This window comes from Novosphingobium sp. LASN5T (assembly GCF_003856955.1).
Classification (GTDB): domain Bacteria; phylum Pseudomonadota; class Alphaproteobacteria; order Sphingomonadales; family Sphingomonadaceae; genus Novosphingobium.
The window spans coordinates 1-15709 of the sequence record NZ_RQSI01000028.1 but is presented as its reverse complement, the minus strand read 5'-3'; the positions used below and the strand labels follow the sequence as shown (position 1 = coordinate 15709).

General features: G+C 67.4%; 12 protein-coding genes. 4 read left to right on the top strand and 8 right to left on the bottom strand.

What is annotated here, in order from left to right:
* Window positions 1-3: 3 nt before the first annotated feature.
* The 5 genes from EH199_RS16740 to EH199_RS16720 are packed head-to-tail and all read right to left on the bottom strand — an operon-like array spanning window position 4 to window position 4080.
* Window positions 4-828, bottom strand: coding sequence for an urea amidolyase associated protein UAAP1 (locus EH199_RS16740; protein WP_124810407.1), 825 nt, complete (start codon window positions 826-828; stop codon window positions 4-6).
* On the bottom strand, window positions 825-1349 hold the full coding sequence (locus EH199_RS16735) for a CopG family ribbon-helix-helix protein (RefSeq protein WP_223806735.1): 525 nt from the start codon (window positions 1347-1349) through the stop codon (window positions 825-827). Before EH199_RS16735 ends, EH199_RS16740 begins: the two co-directional genes overlap by 4 nt.
* A gap of 12 nt (window positions 1350-1361) precedes the next feature.
* Window positions 1362-2138: an ATP-binding cassette domain-containing protein gene (locus tag EH199_RS16730; protein WP_124810406.1), complete on the bottom strand. Its 777-nt coding sequence runs from the start codon at window positions 2136-2138 to the stop codon at window positions 1362-1364.
* Window positions 2135-2950 (bottom strand): ABC transporter permease, encoded by an 816-nt coding sequence (locus EH199_RS16725; RefSeq protein ID WP_124810405.1) that lies wholly within the window; start codon window positions 2948-2950, stop codon window positions 2135-2137. The genes EH199_RS16730 and EH199_RS16725 overlap by 4 nt, the downstream gene beginning before the upstream one ends.
* 44 nt (window positions 2951-2994) lie before the next feature.
* Window positions 2995-4080, bottom strand: a complete 1086-nt coding sequence (locus EH199_RS16720) for a putative urea ABC transporter substrate-binding protein (protein ID WP_124810404.1) — start codon at window positions 4078-4080, stop codon at window positions 2995-2997.
* 232 nt (window positions 4081-4312) lie between these two features.
* On the opposite strand from EH199_RS16720, the gene EH199_RS16715 reads away from it, so the two are divergent.
* The 4 genes from EH199_RS16715 to EH199_RS16700 all read left to right on the top strand — a co-directional run bounded on the left by EH199_RS16715 (window position 4313) and on the right by EH199_RS16700 (window position 9994).
* Window positions 4313-6724, top strand: coding sequence for a TonB-dependent receptor (locus tag EH199_RS16715; protein ID WP_124810403.1), 2412 nt, complete (start codon window positions 4313-4315; stop codon window positions 6722-6724).
* Between the two features lie 74 nt (window positions 6725-6798).
* Complete coding sequence (locus tag EH199_RS16710; protein WP_124810402.1) at window positions 6799-7887, top strand: MBL fold metallo-hydrolase; 1089 nt, start codon at window positions 6799-6801, stop codon at window positions 7885-7887.
* A 48-nt stretch (window positions 7888-7935) separates the two neighbouring features.
* Complete coding sequence (locus EH199_RS16705) at window positions 7936-8946, top strand: MBL fold metallo-hydrolase (RefSeq protein ID WP_124810401.1); 1011 nt, start codon at window positions 7936-7938, stop codon at window positions 8944-8946.
* A 55-nt stretch (window positions 8947-9001) separates the two neighbouring features.
* Window positions 9002-9994 carry a DUF2891 domain-containing protein gene (locus EH199_RS16700; protein WP_124810400.1) on the top strand — a complete coding sequence of 331 codons (993 nt, stop codon included), beginning with the start codon at window positions 9002-9004 and terminating at the stop codon, window positions 9992-9994.
* 1 nt (window position 9995) lies between these two features.
* Here the strand turns inward: EH199_RS16700 and EH199_RS16695 are convergent, their stop codons facing one another.
* From EH199_RS16695 to EH199_RS16685, 3 genes are read right to left on the bottom strand one after another with little or no spacing between them, the layout of a single operon-like run.
* Entirely contained in the window at window positions 9996-13082 is a 3087-nt protein-coding gene (locus EH199_RS16695; RefSeq protein ID WP_124810399.1) for an efflux RND transporter permease subunit, read from the bottom strand.
* A gap of 2 nt (window positions 13083-13084) precedes the next feature.
* Window positions 13085-14080, bottom strand: a complete 996-nt coding sequence (locus tag EH199_RS16690) for a hypothetical protein (protein WP_124810398.1) — start codon at window positions 14078-14080, stop codon at window positions 13085-13087.
* Complete coding sequence (locus EH199_RS16685) at window positions 14077-15504, bottom strand: TolC family protein (protein ID WP_124810397.1); 1428 nt, start codon at window positions 15502-15504, stop codon at window positions 14077-14079. Before EH199_RS16685 ends, EH199_RS16690 begins: the two co-directional genes overlap by 4 nt.
* Between the last annotated feature and the right edge of the window lie 205 nt (window positions 15505-15709).

Here is a 15709-nt window from a genome sequence, read left to right as displayed (position 1 = left end):
TGGCTAGCGGCGGTAATAGTCTTCGACGTTGAGGAAGGCGCGCAGGCCTTCCGGCGTCGCATTGCGGATCGCGTCATCGGCCGGCGTCACCGGGCCGCGCCAGGCCGAAAGGCGCAACGGGGTCACGGTCCATTCCGGACGGGGATCGAGCACGTGCGGGCAGTTGGCGATGACCACGATCACGTCCATTTCGGCCCGCAGCAGCACGGTACGGCCGGGGTCGTAGGGACCGACCAGCGGCGTGATCGCGCCGTCGGCCTCGATCCGCGTGCCCTTGAACAGGTTGATGCAGGGATGCACGTCGCGGCGGCCAAGGCCGTGCTTCGCCGCCCCCAGCAACAGGCGGTCGCGCCCGTTGGGGAAGGCGCCGCTGTTGCGGCCTTCGCCATAGCGCGCGGCGTTGGTCGCCGCGTTGGACGTGCCGCAGAACGCATCGTGCGTTCCGGCGTCGTCCTCGATGATGCTCATCAGCACGCGGCCCATGTCCGACAGCAGCAGCTTGCCCGCGCCCAGATAGGCGTTCCACTGGACCTTGACCGTATCGGCGACGTTGAGCCGCTCGGTGGGCATTTCGGCGTTGAAGACCATCAGCGAGGCGCAGGCATCGCCGCGCAGGTCGGTCAGGCGCAGGCGCGTACCACGCGCCAGCCGGCGCGTGGCATAGCCACCGGCGGCCACCACTTCTTCCCACAACAGGTCATTCGCGGGAACATCGCCGGGGAGGTCTTCGGCGACCGGCGGAAGCACCGGCATCGCTTCCACCTTGGTGCCGCCCATGGCGCGGGCATGGTCGCGCGCGGCGAGCGGATCGGCCAGTCCCCCACTCATGCCGCGGCTCCCTTGCGCGCGCCGCGCACGGGCTTCTGTTCCCGAAGCCCGCCGCCATCGGCCTCCACGTCATCCTGTTCGTACAGCGGCGGCAGCAGCGCGGTGGTCGTGACCAGTTCGAGCTGGTGGACGCCGCGAATGCCCCGCAGCGCATCGCACAGCGCCTTCAGCCGCACCGCCGGTCCCTGCACGAGCAGGACTTCGAGCGACTGGTCGTCTTCCAGGAAGACGTGCTGCGAGGAGATGACCTCCTTGAGGTAATCGGCCTGCGTCTGGGCAAGCTGGTGCCGCACCCGCCCGCGATCGCCCCGATAGACCAGCGTGATCGTTCCGGCGAGCATCTCGTCGGGACGGGTCAGGGCTTCGTGTTCGGCCAGGGCGTGGCGAATCAGTTCGGCGATCAGCTGGGAACGCGACGGCAGGCCGCGTTCCTCCACCATCACGTCAAGCTGGCGGAACAGTTCCGCCGGAAGGCTCATGCTGAGCCGGGCGAGGTTGGCGAGAGGAGGCTCGGTGCTCATGACGCAGGTCTCTCAATTATTACTAACTTGGTCAAGTGTAATACTCTCGTCGTTCGTCGGAACCGGACGAGGCTTCAGTCGCAGGTCGTAAACGGCGGTCGCGCCAAAGCGGTGCGGCGCGTGCGGATCGATCCGGCGCTTGTCGAGTGTGAGGACGCGGGTGCCCAGCGCAAAGGCTTCGCGCAGATCGTGCGTCACCATCAGGATGGTCAGCGAGTAGTCCCGCCACAGCCGCGTGATGAGCGCGTGCATATCCGCCCTGATGCCCGGATCGAGAGCACCGAACGGTTCGTCCAGCAGCAGGATGCGGGGGCGCTTGATCAGCGCCTGCGCGATGGCAAGCCGCTGCTGCATCCCGCCCGACATCTCCGCCGGAAGCAGATCCAGGCTGTCGCCCAGGCCAACGGCGGCGAGCATGTCCGCCGCTTCGGCGGCCGCGGCGCGGCGGCGTGCGCCGAACAGCCGCGCGGTGAAGGGCGCTTCCGCGCATTCCAGCCCGAACATCACGTTGCGCAGGGCGGACAGGTGCGGAAACACCGAATAGCGCTGGAAGACCACGCCGCGGTCCGGCCCGCATTCGGGCGCCAGCGGCACGCCATCGAGCAGGATCGAGCCGCGCGTGGGCCGTTCCTGCCCGAGAACGACGCGCAGCAGGCTGCTCTTGCCCGCGCCGGACGGGCCGATGATCGACACGAAGGAGCCGGCCTCGATGTCGAGGTTCACCCGTTCGAGCACGACCTTGTCGCCGTATTCGACCCAGAGGTCGCGGAGGCTGAGGAGCGCGCTCAATGTCCGGCTCCATGCGCCCAGGGATAGAGACGATGGCTGATCTTCACCAGCGCCACGTCCATCACGATCGCCAGCAGCGCGATCCACGCGACGTAGGGCAGGATGATGTCCATCGAGAGGTAGCGGCGAACAAGGAAGATGCGGTACCCCAGCCCGACATCGGACGCGATCGCCTCGGCCGAGATCAGGAACACCCAGGCCGGTCCCAGCGAAAGGCGCACCGCCTGGATCAGGCGCGGCATCGCCTGCGGCAGCGCCACGCGCAGCATCAGTTGCCAGCTGCTTGCGCCCAGCGTCTGCGCCTTGATGATCTGTTCCCGCGGCAGGCTGGCGACGTGCGCGGCGATATCGCGGATCATGAACGGGGCGATGCCGACCACGATCAGCGCCACCTTGGCGGTCTCGCCCAGGCCGAAGGCGATGAACAGGATCGGCAGCAGCGCGATCGGCGGGATCACCGCGATGCCGGTCACCAGCGGACCGAACGTGGTGCGCACCGGTGGCAGCACGCCCAGCACCAGTCCAACGAGCAGCGCCGAGACGGTGGAGATGGCCAGCCCCAGCCCGAGGCGTTGCAGGCTCGCCAGCGTATCGGCCCAGAACACGATCTGTCCTGAAAGCGCGTCCGGCTCGCTCAGCAGCCCGGACATGGCCTCCACCATGCCGCCGGGCAGGGGCAGGATCTTGTCCGAGGGGTTGGCGGCATGGCGGCTGGCCGCCATGAACAGATAGACGATGATCAGGATCACGACCGGCGCGGCGCCTAGCAGCACGCGATTGCCCGGCCGGATCTGGCGGTTCACCCAGCGCATGGAACCTCTACTTCGTTCGTGCGGTCAACGGGCACCGGGCCGGCTCAAAGCTTGCCGTCGGCGGCCATTTTCATGAAGCTTTCGTCGAAGCGCAGCGTGACGTGCGCGGGATCGCCCAGCGTCTTGCCGCCGGGAAAGGCCATGCCCACCGCGTCGGCCGACTTCGCGCCCTGGCCGAACAGCCCCTTGGAGAAGCTGAAGTCGCGCACGCGGGTCATCGTGGTGATCAGCGCCGGCGCGGAGGTGGCCTCCACCGCTTCCTTGGGATCGGCATAGAGGTGCGTGGTCGCCAGCTGGCTGTCGAACACCTCCGGCGTCGTCCCCGCCAGCTTGGCCATCGCCGCGCGGGCGGCCTTGCCCTGTTCGTCCTGCCGCAGCATCAGCGCCGTCGTCTCGTACCAGATCGCGGTCAGCGCCTTGCCCAGATTGGGATTGGCCTTCAGCGTCGCCGTATCCACCACCAGCAGATCGAGGATTTCACCGGGGATTTTCGACGAATCGAATACCAGCTTGGCGTTCGGCTGCGCTTTCATTACCGAAAGCTGCGGATTCCAGGCGACCGCGGCGGTTGCCTGCGGGCTGGCCCAGGCGCTGACGATGTCGGCGTCCGAGGTGTTCACCGTCTTCACGTCGGTCAGTTGCAGTCCGATGGAATTGAGGGCGCGCGCGAGCAGGTAGTGCGACACCGACAGTTCGGCGAGATAGACCTGCCGTCCCTTGATCGCGGCCAGATTGTCGGCGCCCTTGAGCACGATCCCGTCGTTGCCGTTGGAATAATCCCCCATGATGAGCGAGGTGGTGTCCTTGCCGCCGGCGGCGGGAATGGTCAGCGCATCCATGTTGGCGACGGTCACGCCGTCCAGCTTGCCGGCGGTGTACTGGTTCACCGATTCGACGTAGTCGTTCACCTGAACGATGTTGATCTTCACGCCGTACTTGTCGGCCCACTTCTTCACGATGCCCGCCTGCCGCGCATAGGGCCAGGGCATCCAGCCGGCATAGATCGACCAGCCGATGTTGAATTCGGTGCGCGACTCGGCCTTCGTGCCGCCCCCGGATGAGCACGACGCGGCCAGCAAGGCCCCGGCCATAAGGGTGATCGTTCCAGCGACGCGAATCCGGTTCAGCATGAGTGAGACCCCTTTTTGCACTGCAACATTGCCGCATCCAAAGGCGTTTGTCTATGCGTCATTATTACCATTGCGCACTTTTGTAATATCCCTAGCTTTCCCTCGCATCGCGATCGGCCGCAGGAAGCCGAAGCATCCGCAGTTCCGGGAGAGAATGCCCCCTGAGGCATTTAGCCGCCGCCCGTCTCATGGGGAGGAGGGCGGTAGGCCGTGGCAATTGGGGAGCCGCTACATGGTGCAAAAGAACGCATTCCGCGCCGCCATCTTATCCGCAACCGCGCTCGTCGGAGTCTGGGGAACGCCCGGATTCGCGCAGACCGCTCCCGCCGAGGCGTCGGCGGACGTGCCGGCCGATCCGTCGGCCGAAGGTCTGGAAACCATCGTCGTCACCGGCACGCGCCGTTCGGTGAGCATCCAGGATGCGCCAATCAACATCGCTGCCGTCACGGCCGACAGCCTCAAGCGCGATCACATCGACGATGTGCGGTCGCTGGCGGCGTTCACGCCCGGCATTACCGTGCAGGACACCGGACCGCGCAATACCGGCACGATCGTTCTGCGTGGTCTCAGCGCTGACGACAACAGCAGCTTCGGTGACAACTACAACAACACGCTCGCCACCTATATGGGCGAAATTCCGCTCTATCAGGACTTCAAGTTCCTCGACATGGACCGGATCGAGGTTCTGCTTGGCCCGCAAGGCACGCTCTATGGCCTGGGTACGCTGGCGGGGGCGATCCGCTACATTCCCAACCGTCCCGATCCGGACAACTGGTCGGGCACGGCCCACGGTCGTGTCTACGGGGTATCGCATTCGTCAAAGCCGGGCTTCCAGATGGACGGCACGATCAACATTCCGATCGTTCCCGGCAAGATCGCGTTCCGTTCGACCACGGGATACTACAACGATCCCGGCTTCATGGATTACGTCTATCTGGTGAACACGCCGGGCGTTTCCCTGGCGCAGCCGCAACAGCCCGGTACGTTCTTCGGCTCGATTGGCACGCCCGACCAGATCAAGGCGAACCTCCACACCTACAAGGACGCCAACTTCGAGCACACGTTCACGACGCGCAACCAGCTTGGCATTTTCCCGGCTGACTGGCTCAAGGTCTACCTGACCTATGCCTACCAGACCACCGACACCAACGGTCGGCAGGCCAACGGTGGCGGCGTGTTCGGCACCAGCAAGTACCAGGCGCCGTGGCGCTATCTCGAACCGTCAAAGCGCAAGGCGCACCTTTACGCGGCCGAGGTCGAGGCGGACATCGGCGAGATTGCCCAGCTGGTTTCGGCAACGGCGATCACGAAGCAGACGATCGACAGTTCGGTCGACGTGACGGACCTGCTGATCGATCTCGATTACGGTTACGAACTGTTCCCGGCGTTCTCCGGCTACACCAAGCAGAACGTCAAATACGACCAGTTCAACCAGGAAATCCGTCTCGTTTCCAAGCATGGCGGGCCGTTCAGCTGGGTTCTGGGCGGGTTCTACAACAACTTCCGCACCAAATCGCAGTATCGCGAAATCGTGCCGGGCTACCCGGCCTATGCCGGGATCAACCGCCCGGACGAAGTGGAATATGCCTCGTTCGTTGACAGCCGCACCAAGGAAAAAGCGGTATTCGGCGAACTCAGCGTAACGCCAATCAAGAATCTGCAGTTCACCGGCGGTGCCCGCTATTACAACTACGATGCCTTCGTGAACGGCGGTCAGGCGCTGCCCCTGTTTCAGACTTATCCGAACATCAATTTCCGTTCGCGTTCGGGCAGCACCAAGGACAACGGTGTGGTCTGGAAGTTCAACGGCTCGTACAAGTTCTCTCCCGACCTGATGGCCTACGCAACCTACAGCAAGGGCTATCGCATCGGCGGTGTGAACCGCGTTGCGCCGTGCGTGCTGCCGTTGCCGCCGGGCCAGAACATCTGCGCCCTGCCTAACGAGCTGTCCTATCAGCCCGATACCACCAAGAACATCGAAGTGGGCGTTCGTGCCACGCTGTTCGGCGGCAAGCTGCGCGGCAGCATCGCGGCCTATCACATCGACTGGGACGGCATCCAACTTGCCGGCCAGACGGTCAACGGCGCGACCGGCATTACCGTCAATGGCGGCAAGGCCGTTTCGAAGGGCATCGAACTGACGTTCACCGCCAAGCCCTTCGAAGGGCTGACCATCAACGGCAGCTATGCCTACAACGATGCGCATCTGACCCAGACGGTGCCTGAGCTGCTGAAGGTGGAAGGCGGCGCGGTGGATGCGCTGGCAGGCGCGCGGCTTCCGGGATCGACCAAGAATTCCGGCAGCCTGGGCGCGGTTTACGAACTGCCAGTCAACGAACGCGACAGCATGGTCTTTACCTGGACCGCGACCTACACCGGCAACATCCTCTCGCGCGTTGGCGCGCTGGGGAACGGTGAGGTGCTGCCCGCCTATACCGTGCATCGCGCCTCGATCACCTACAAGCTGGGGCCGGATCTCGAATTCCGCGCCTATGCGGACAACATCTTCGACAAGTTCGCGGTGACATCGGTGGGCAACGATCTTTCGCGCCGGATCGTCAACGACGGCATCGTTTCGCGCTATTATGCGAACAACGTGCTGTCGCCGCGCAAGTTCGGCGTGGAATTCACCAAGCGGTTTTGAGTGACACTCGATCGGGGCCTTGCCGAAAGGCTTGGCTCCGATCGCATTCCGCAGGCTTTTCCCAGGAGTGTCCGATGGAACCGACGAAAACCTACAATCCCGCGCTGTCGGGCAATCCGCAGTCCGCAACCGGCCGCGTCTATCCCAACGGCAATCCCGATCTCGGCTACAACCTGCCCGGTGCCCGCAATACCGACAGCGCGGTTCCGCTCCATCGCGGCAAGCCGGTGGTGCATGACTACGCCTGCGATGGCCCCGCGCCGGGAGCCATCGGGTTCCGCTGGACCTATGGCTCCAACGTCGCGGCGAAGAACCGCGATCCGCGCGTGCAGGTGATCCAGTACAACGAGGACACCTTCATCCTGCGCCAGAACGTGTGCGTCCATTGGGAAGCGCCGTTCACCTACCTGCTGTTCGGCAACAAGGGCGCGCTGCTGATCGACAGCGGCGCGACGGCCGAAGCCCACCTCTATCCGCTGCGCGAAACGGTCGATGCGATCATCGCCCGCATCGGCCAGGTGCGCGGCTGGCGCGACATTCCGCTGACCGTCGCCTGCACATCGGGCGAGGACGTGGCGCAGAACCAGGGCTTGCGGCAATTCGCCGGGCGTCCCGGCACGACCATCGTGCCCACGCCGCTGGCGGTGATGAAGCAGCACTACGGCCTCGCCGCGAGCTGGCCGGCGGGCACCGGCCGGATCGACCTCGGCGGCCGCGTGATCGACGTGATCCCCACACCCGGCACGCACAAGGACGGCGTCAGCTTCTACGATCCCTATTGCGATTTCCTGTTCACCGGCGACCTGCTGTTTCCGGGCAAGATCAACATCGGCAACGACCGGGACTTCCTCGCCTCGCTCGAACGGTTGAAGGCATGGACGGGGAGCCATCCGGTCAAGTGGATCATGGGCGGCCACATCGAGATGATGTTCGTGCCCGGAAAGGCCTATCCGCGCTTCGCCACTTACAAGCCCTATGAACGCGTGCTGGAAATGGTGCCGGCGGTGCTGGACGAGGCAATCCAGTACGCGCGCGAGATCCAGGGGCACGACCGGATGCTGATCCGCCCGGACTTCATCCTGCTCAACGGCGTCAGCCCGGACCAGCGCACGCTGGAATGGCCCGAAGGCGTGCCCAACATCAATCCGCCCCGCCCCTTCTGACCCGGCCATTCTGAAACGCCCTATTCTTCTTCGACAAGGAAGAGACCCATGGATCGTCGCACTTTCCTGACCACCTCCTCGGCGGCGGCGGTGCCGCTTGGCAGCATCGGCGCGGCGGGCCTTGCACGGGCGGCCGCGCCAGCCACACCGCCAGCCACGCCGATCGACTTCAAGAGCAATCTTCCCGCGCCGGGCAGCTTCCCCGACCGGTGGATCTGCGGTTCCCCTTCGTGCATGGACAACACCGATCCGCCGGTGCAGGTCCACTGGTACAACCCGCACACCGCCATCCTGCGGCAGAACAAGGCCTACAGTTACGAAGCGCCGTTCGCGCCGCTCTATTTCGGCAACGATCGCGTGCTGCTGCTCGACGAAGGCTTCGTCCAGCTGCGCAACGACTGGGATTTGCGCGGCGTGGTCGATGGCTGCATCGCCGATTGGTGCAAGCGTAACGGGCGCGATCCCGCCAGCCTGGAACTGCTCGTCGCCTTCAGCCACCTGCACGCCGATCACTACGCCGCCACCAACCAGTTCGCCGACCGGCCCAACACGCGCTACATGGGCCTGACCCAGGAAGAGATGATGGGCTTCTGGGGCATGACCAATTTCCCCGAGGAGCGCGTGACGCTGGACCTTGGCGGGCGCGACATCCTGATATGGGGATCGCCCGGCCACGTCATGTCCGAATTCGCGCACTACGATACCTATACCCAGATCCTCTACACCGGGGACATGTTCTATCGCGGGCGCTGCTATATCAGCTTCTGGCAGCCATGGTTCGACAGCATGAAGCGCCTGATCGATTTCTGCGACACACACCCGGTCAGCCATGTGATGGGCTGCCATGTCGAAATCAGCAAGGACGGGCAGGACTATGCCTATGGCATGACTTACCAGCCCGACGAGGCGCCGGTGCAGATGACCGTGCAGCAACTGCGCGAGGCGTTCGAATACGCCAAGACGATCACCAAGCCGGGCATCTACTTCACTGGCACGGTGTTCCTGTGCAACCAGACGCGCGGCACCACCACGATCGACCAGAACCCCTACCGGTACTGAAGCGCGGGACGGCCGGCTGGCCGGCGGCACGGTCCTGCGCTAGGGTCGCCATAGCATGGCCACGCTGACGCAGGACACCGCCGCCGGTTTCGCCCGGCTCACGCTGGGCCATCTGGGCCGGCCGTACCCGTTCAAGATGGATCTCATCCTGAACGGGCCGGAGGACGCGCGGCCACCGGCCGATCATCACCCGATCTTCCATGGCAGTTTCGACTGGCACAGCTGCGTCCATGGCTGGTGGCAGGTGATGCGGCTGGCGCGGCTCTATCCCGCCATGCCGGAGGCCGCCGAAGCCCGCGCACGCGCCGATGCGATGCTGGTGCCGGAAAAGGTCGCGGGCGAACTGGCCTATCTCCAGCGGCCCGGCGCGGCGGGGTTCGAACGGCCCTATGGCTGGGCGTGGCTGCTGGCGCTGCACGAGGAGCTGGCGCGGCACGATGGCCCCTGGGCCGCCGCCGTGGAACCGCTGGCCCGCGCGTTCGCCGCGCGCTTCCACGCGTTTCTGCCCAAACTGACCTATCCCATCCGCGTGGGCACGCATTTCAACATCAGCTTTGCCCTCGTGCTCGCCCATCGCTGGGCGGCGATGCATGATCCGGCTCTGCACGCGCTGATCGAAGCCCGCGCGCATGACTGGTTCCTGGACGATCGCGATTGCCAGGCGTGGGAGCCGGGCGGGGACGAATTCCTCTCGCCCGCGCTGGCCGAGGCGCTGCTGATGAGCCGTGTGCTGGACTGTGACGCCTTCGCGGCCTGGTTCGCCGCATTCCTGCCGCGTGCCGCACAAGGCCAGCCTGGCACGTTGTTCACGCCCGCGCTGGTGTCGGACCGCAGCGACGGCAAGATCGCGCATCTGGACGGGCTGAATCTCAGCCGGGCTTGGTGCTGGCGCGCGATCGGCGCGGCGCTGGCGCCGCATCCGCTCGAGCCACTGATCGCGCGGACGATCGAGGACCATCTGGCCGCCAGCCTGCCGCACGTCGCCGGCGATTACATGGGCGAACACTGGCTGGCGACGTTCGCGCTGCTGGCGCTGGCCGGCGATTAGCTCACGCGGAAGGCCGCTTTTCGGGGCTGTATCGCCAACGCCAGATCAGCGCCGGCAACAGCAGCAGCGACAGCACCAGCGACGTCGCCAGCCCACCCAGGATGACCAGCGCCATCGGCCCCTGGACCTCGCGCCCCGATTGCCCGCTTTCCCACGCCAGCGGCGCCAGCGCAAACGCGGTGACGAGGGCGGTGAGGACAATCGGCGTCACCCGTTCGCGCGTGGCGCGCAGCACGGTCTCGATCGTCCAGGGCAGGCCATCGCGGGCGACGAGTTCATCGACATGCGCGACCAGCAGGATCGCGTTGCGCGCGGAGATGCCGAACAGGGTGATGAAGCCGACCAGCGAGCCTAGCGAAATCACGCCGCCGGTCAGCGCCACCGCCAGCACGCCACCGGCCATCGCCAGCGGCATCCCGGCCAGGATGAGCAGGGCGGGGCGCAGGCCGCCGAAGGCCACGACCAGCAGGATCACCATCGCCACGGCGGTAAACAGGACGTGGCTGCCCAGTTGCCGCGCCGCCTTGGCCTGCCCTTCCGCCGCCCCGGCCCAGGACAGGAACACGCCGGGGGGCAGATGGATATTGCGCGCGATCCGCGCCTTGGCGGCGGAGACGAAGCCGGAAACGTCGCCATCGGTGACGTTGGCCGTCACCACCTGCCGGCGCTGCCCGCCCTCGTGCGCGATCGACAGGCGTTCGGTGCCGAGTGCAATCGTGGCGATGTCCGCCAGCCGCACCGCGCCGCCGCTGGCCGTGCGCACCAGCGTCTGCCCCAGCGCTTCGGGATCGCGGCGCTGGTCTTCGGGAACGGTGACCGCGACATCGACCGTGCGGTCCGGCAGCGCCACCACGCCCGCCGGTTGCCCCGCGAACGTGGCGCGGATGGCGTCGCCCGCGTCGGCCCCGCTCACCCCGCGCAGCGCCATGCGCGCGGGATCGAGCGTGACTCCCAGCATCGGCGTGCCGGGATCGGTCTTCACGCGGACGTCCGCCGCCGTCGGCAAGGCGCGCAACTGCGTGGCAATCGCCGCAGCGACGCGATCCAGCGTATCGAGATCGGCGCCGTGGACGCTGATCGAAACGGCGGCCGTCTCGCCCGAAAGCGATTCGCTGATGCGGTCGCCCAGGAACGTCGTCACCTCGCTCTGAAGCGCGGGGGTATCGGCCAGGACTTTGCGCATCCGCGCCAGCGCGCGGTCTTCTCCCGCCCCGTCGACATCGGGCTTCAGGCGGACGTGGAACTCCCCCCGGTGCGGAGGCCAGGTATCCTCGCCCGCTTCGGCCCGACCGATCTGTTCCTCGACGCTCAGCACTTCGGGAATGGCCAGCAGCCCGCGCGAAATCCGCTCGCCCGTGGCGCGCATCCAGTCGAACGAGGCGCCCGCCGGCCCGCTCACCTGGAGCACGTAATGCCGTTCGCGGAAGGAGGGCAGCAGCTCGGCCCCGAACGAGAGCGCGCCGGCCAGCGCGACTGCGCCGAGCAGCCCGATCGCCAGCGCCGCGCCGGCCGGCCTTTGCATCAGCCGCGCGACCAGCCGTTCGTGCCGTTGCTTCAAGCGGTGCAGAAACGCCGGTTCCGGGCGCGGCTCGTGCCCGTGCAGGAACAGCAGCGCCAGTGCCGGCGTGACCGTCAGCGCGACGAGCAGCGACGCCATCGTCGCCAGCAGGAACGCGAGGCCGAGCGGCGCGAAGAACGCGCCCTGCAGCCCGGTCAACAGGATCACCGGAACCATGGTCAGCGCCAGTACGAACGTGGCATAGACCACTGGCGCGCGCACTTCGATCGAGGCGGCCTCGATGATCGCGCGCCGGTTGGCGCTGTCCGGCACGCCGCGCAGACGGCGCACGATGTTCTCGATATCGACGATGGCATCGTCGATCACCACGCCCAGCGCTACGGCAAGGCCGCCCAGCGTCATCGTGTTGATCGTCTGCCCCATCGCATCGAGCGTGACCAGCGCCGCCAGCAGCGAGAGGGGGATCGAAACGAAGGCGATCAGCGTCACGCGCCAATCGCGCAGGATCAGCATCAGCACCAGCGCGATCATCAGTGCCCCGACCACCAGATCGCGTTCGATCCCGCCCAGTGCGCTTTCGATGAAATTCGCCGGCCGGTGCATCGCCGGCATGATCCGGACGCCGGCGGCGGTCAGCGCGGGCGTGACTTCGGCCAGCGCCGCTTCCAGATTGCGCGTGGTCTGCAAGGTGTTCGCGCCGTACTGGCTCGACAGCGTCATCAGCACGCCGGGGCGCCCCATGATCAGCGCGTCGCCCTGCCGGGGCGCGGCGGCATCGATCACTTGCGCGACATCGCCGATCCGCACTGTGCCGCCGCTGCCCGTGGACAGCACGCCATCGGCGATCTGGCGCGCGGTCATCGCGCTGGGGCCGGGATCGATCAGGATGCGCTGGCTGGGCGTATCGGCAAAGCCGCCGCCGTTGACGTGGATCGCGCGGTCGACCGCCCCGGCGAGGTCGGCGAACGTCAGGCTGCGGGCGAGCAGGCGCGCGGGATCGGCGCGCACCTCGATCCGGCGCTGTTCGCCGCCGAACACGTTCGCGCGCGCTACCCCCGGCGCGGCGAGCAGGCGCGGGCGGACCGTCCATTCGACCAGATCGCGCAGCGCCATGGGGCTCAGGCGGTCGCTGGTGAAGCCGATCTTGAGCAGGTCCATGGTCGAGGAGGTCAGCGGGGTGATGCGCGGCGTGTCGGACCCGGCGGGCAATTGCGGAATGGCATCGGCCAGCGCTTCGGAAACCTGTTGCCGCGCGCGGTAGGGATCGACGCCCTCGTGGAACGTCACGTCGATGACCGACAAGCCCTGGATCGATTCCGAACGGACCGTCTCCACGCCGTTGGCGCCGTTGATCACCGCTTCGAGCGGTCGGGTGATGAGCATTTCGACCTGCCGCGGCGTATAGCCCGGCGCTTCGGTCTGGATGCTGGCCTGCGGCGGCACGAACTCCGGAAACACGTCGTAGGCGGCACCGACCATCCGCATCGCGCCAAGCCCGAGCAGGGCCAGCGCGAGCACCAGCACGGTCCAGGCATGACGCAGCGATTGACGGACGACAAACGACAGCATCGCTATTCGTCGCCCCCGTCGGCCGGACCGTCGGCGGGGGCGGCGTGTTCAAGCCCCAGCAGCGTGCCCGCGCCCGATACCACGATGCGATCGTTCGCGCGCAGCGCGGCGCCGGGAACGAACCAGCCTTCCCGGCGCGGGACCGCGCCTTGCAAAGTCACACGCTCGAAGCCGTCGCGCCCAGCCGTGCGATAGGCACAGAGCGCGCCATCTACCCGCACCAGCGCTTCGCGCGAAATCAGGTATCCACCCTGTGTTCCGGCACCCGTGCGGTGCGCCGCCAGGATGCGCCCCACGCCGGCGCGGGCCACGGCAGCGCCACGGAGCAGCGCGAGCGTGCCGGCCGTCTGCAATTGCGTGTCGCCCATCGCGGCGGGGCCGAGCGCGCGGACGCTTACCTGCTGGTCGCCGGCATCGATCGTGATCGCGGATCCGGCAGGAACGACGCCGTCGGGGAAATCGATGCGCAGCACGGCGACTTTGCCCGCCGCCGCTTCGCGCGCCAGTCCCGGCACGCTCCCACATCCCAGCCGGGCAAGGCCCGCGCCGAATTCCAGCCCGATCCGTTGGCAGGCCGCGCCCAGCCGCGCCCGGTCGGCGACCGCCTGCGAACGGGCGGCTTCCACATCGCGTTGCGACGCGCCCTGATCGGCGCTGGCCAGGCTGGCCAGCCGCGCCGCCTCGCGTCCCGATGCGTCGGCCGCCGCCGTTGCGGCGGTCACTTCGGAAGCGATGGCCGAAAGCGCGGTGAGGTCAATCGCGCGGGCATAGCCGGCCGCTTCCGTGTGCTGCGTGGCCGGCATGGGCGCGCTAAGCCTGATCCCGGCGCGCGCCTGCGCCCCGGCGTCCAGATGCAGTCCCGCGCCGGCAGTCGATACGGGCGGGTCGGAATCGCCGGCCTCGGCATCCGCGTCCATGCGCGAAACGGCAAGCAGGGTGCCCAGCACCCCCGCGCCGATACCCCCCAGCAGCAGTCCCGCGCCGGCCAGCCTTTTCATGGTTGCTTCTCCAGCACAGCGACCAGGCGGTTGCGGTCGATCATCGTTTCCGGTCCTTCCAGCGGCTGCCGCAGAGCGTCCTCCAGTGCGGCGTCCGCCGCTCGGAGGCGCGCGAGCACATCGATTTCGGCAAGGCGCGCTTCGAGCGCCGCGATCTGTGCGCCGGCCCAGTCCGCGCGACCGGCCGTGCCCTTTGCAAGCTGGGCATCGGCGCGCCGGGCAACAGCCGCGGTCTGCGGCAATTCGGTGCGGCGCACGCGATCGAGCGCCGCCGATGCCGCCGCCCGTTCCGCCCGGGCGCTTTCGATCGCGGCCTGCGCTTGCGCCAGCGTGGTTTCGATCGCCGCCCCGGCCTGCGCGCGACGCGCTTCGGCCGCGCGGATCGCGGCGCGGTTGAGATCGAACGACGGCACGGCCAGGTTGATCGCGAACGGCAGCTTCACCAGCCCCCGCTCCCAGGTATAGCCCGGCCCCAGGCTGACCGCCGGATACTGGCGCGCCAGCTCCCCGCGCAGATCGGCTTCCGCCTGATCGTAGGCGACGATCGCCTTGAGCACGTCGGCGCGGCCGGCCACGGCACGGGCCATGGCGGAGGGGGACAACGCGGGCGCATCGGTGGACGCGGCGTCGAAACCATCCCATGCGACATCAAGGCCATCGAGCGCGGTTGCGGGCAGGCCGAGCACGCCCGCCATCGCGATGCGGGCCTGTTGCGCGCGCCGCTGCGCGTCTTCCAGCGCCCGCGCCGCCTGCGCGCGCTGTGCGCGATAGGGAAACAGATCCAGTCCGGCCGTCTCGCCACGCGCCACGCGCTGTTCCAGCACGGCCAGTTGCCGGTCGCGCATGGCGACGATGGCCGTGCCGAGCTCCGCCTGCCGGCGCGCGATCAGGTGATCCGCCAGCGCGCGCACCAGCGCCATGCGATCGGCCCAAGCCACCTCGGCCAGATCATAGCGCGCCGCAATCACGCCAAGATCCGCCCGCGCCAGCCGCGCGCCGCGCCGGCCGCCGATGTCCAGCGGCAGGTCCACCCCGCCGCCCAGCAGCCATGGCGAGGACGTCGACGGGTCGTTGGCGTATTCGCTGCTGAGCGTCAGCGTGGGCGATCCCACCTTGCGCGCGCTGCGCGCGTCGCGCCGCGCGGTTTCCAGCGCCGCGCGCGCCTCGGCCACGCGCGGATCGGAGGCAAGCAGCGCCGCGAACAGCGTGAGGCGATCGATACGGCCGGCTTGTGCGCCGGGCGCGAGCAGGGCCGCGTCGCGCTCCGCCGCGGGCGCATCGAACGTGCGCGCTGCCTGGCCGGCGATGCGCGCCTCGAGATGGACCGGCGCGGGCGCGACATGCGTGCAGCCGCCTATCCCCGCCAGCAACAGCGGCAGCGCCCGGCGATGGAGCCGGCACCCGGCCTGTCGATCGCGTCCCATGTGCCCGTCCCCCAATACCTGAAAGCGTAACCGGGCCGTCGAACGCGGAAAAGGCCAGAACACGATGATGACAGGAGTTTAGAGCGGTTTCCACACGAACTGACTCGTCAGGGATTCCCTTCGCGGCGCCGTTGTGATTCAGACTTCCTGCTGGTGTCAGGAGGCCAGCATGGATGGCACGAACGCTTTCACAGGATCTTCGGGA

Coding starts and splice junctions, on each gene's coding strand:
- EH199_RS16690 (WP_124810398.1), bottom strand. CDS start 14,080: ATGAAAAGGCTGGCCGGCGCGGGACTGCTGCTGGGGGGTATCGGCGCG.
- EH199_RS16720 (WP_124810404.1), bottom strand. CDS start 4,080: ATGCTGAACCGGATTCGCGTCGCTGGAACGATCACCCTTATGGCCGGG.
- EH199_RS16695 (WP_124810399.1), bottom strand. CDS start 13,082: ATGCTGTCGTTTGTCGTCCGTCAATCGCTGCGTCATGCCTGGACCGTG.
- EH199_RS16700 (WP_124810400.1), top strand. CDS start 9,002: ATGGCCACGCTGACGCAGGACACCGCCGCCGGTTTCGCCCGGCTCACG.
- EH199_RS16715 (WP_124810403.1), top strand. CDS start 4,313: ATGGTGCAAAAGAACGCATTCCGCGCCGCCATCTTATCCGCAACCGCG.
- EH199_RS16710 (WP_124810402.1), top strand. CDS start 6,799: ATGGAACCGACGAAAACCTACAATCCCGCGCTGTCGGGCAATCCGCAG.
- EH199_RS16685 (WP_124810397.1), bottom strand. CDS start 15,504: ATGGGACGCGATCGACAGGCCGGGTGCCGGCTCCATCGCCGGGCGCTG.
- EH199_RS16725 (WP_124810405.1), bottom strand. CDS start 2,950: ATGCGCTGGGTGAACCGCCAGATCCGGCCGGGCAATCGCGTGCTGCTA.
- EH199_RS16735 (WP_223806735.1), bottom strand. CDS start 1,349: ATGAGCACCGAGCCTCCTCTCGCCAACCTCGCCCGGCTCAGCATGAGC.
- EH199_RS16705 (WP_124810401.1), top strand. CDS start 7,936: ATGGATCGTCGCACTTTCCTGACCACCTCCTCGGCGGCGGCGGTGCCG.
- EH199_RS16740 (WP_124810407.1), bottom strand. CDS start 828: ATGAGTGGGGGACTGGCCGATCCGCTCGCCGCGCGCGACCATGCCCGC.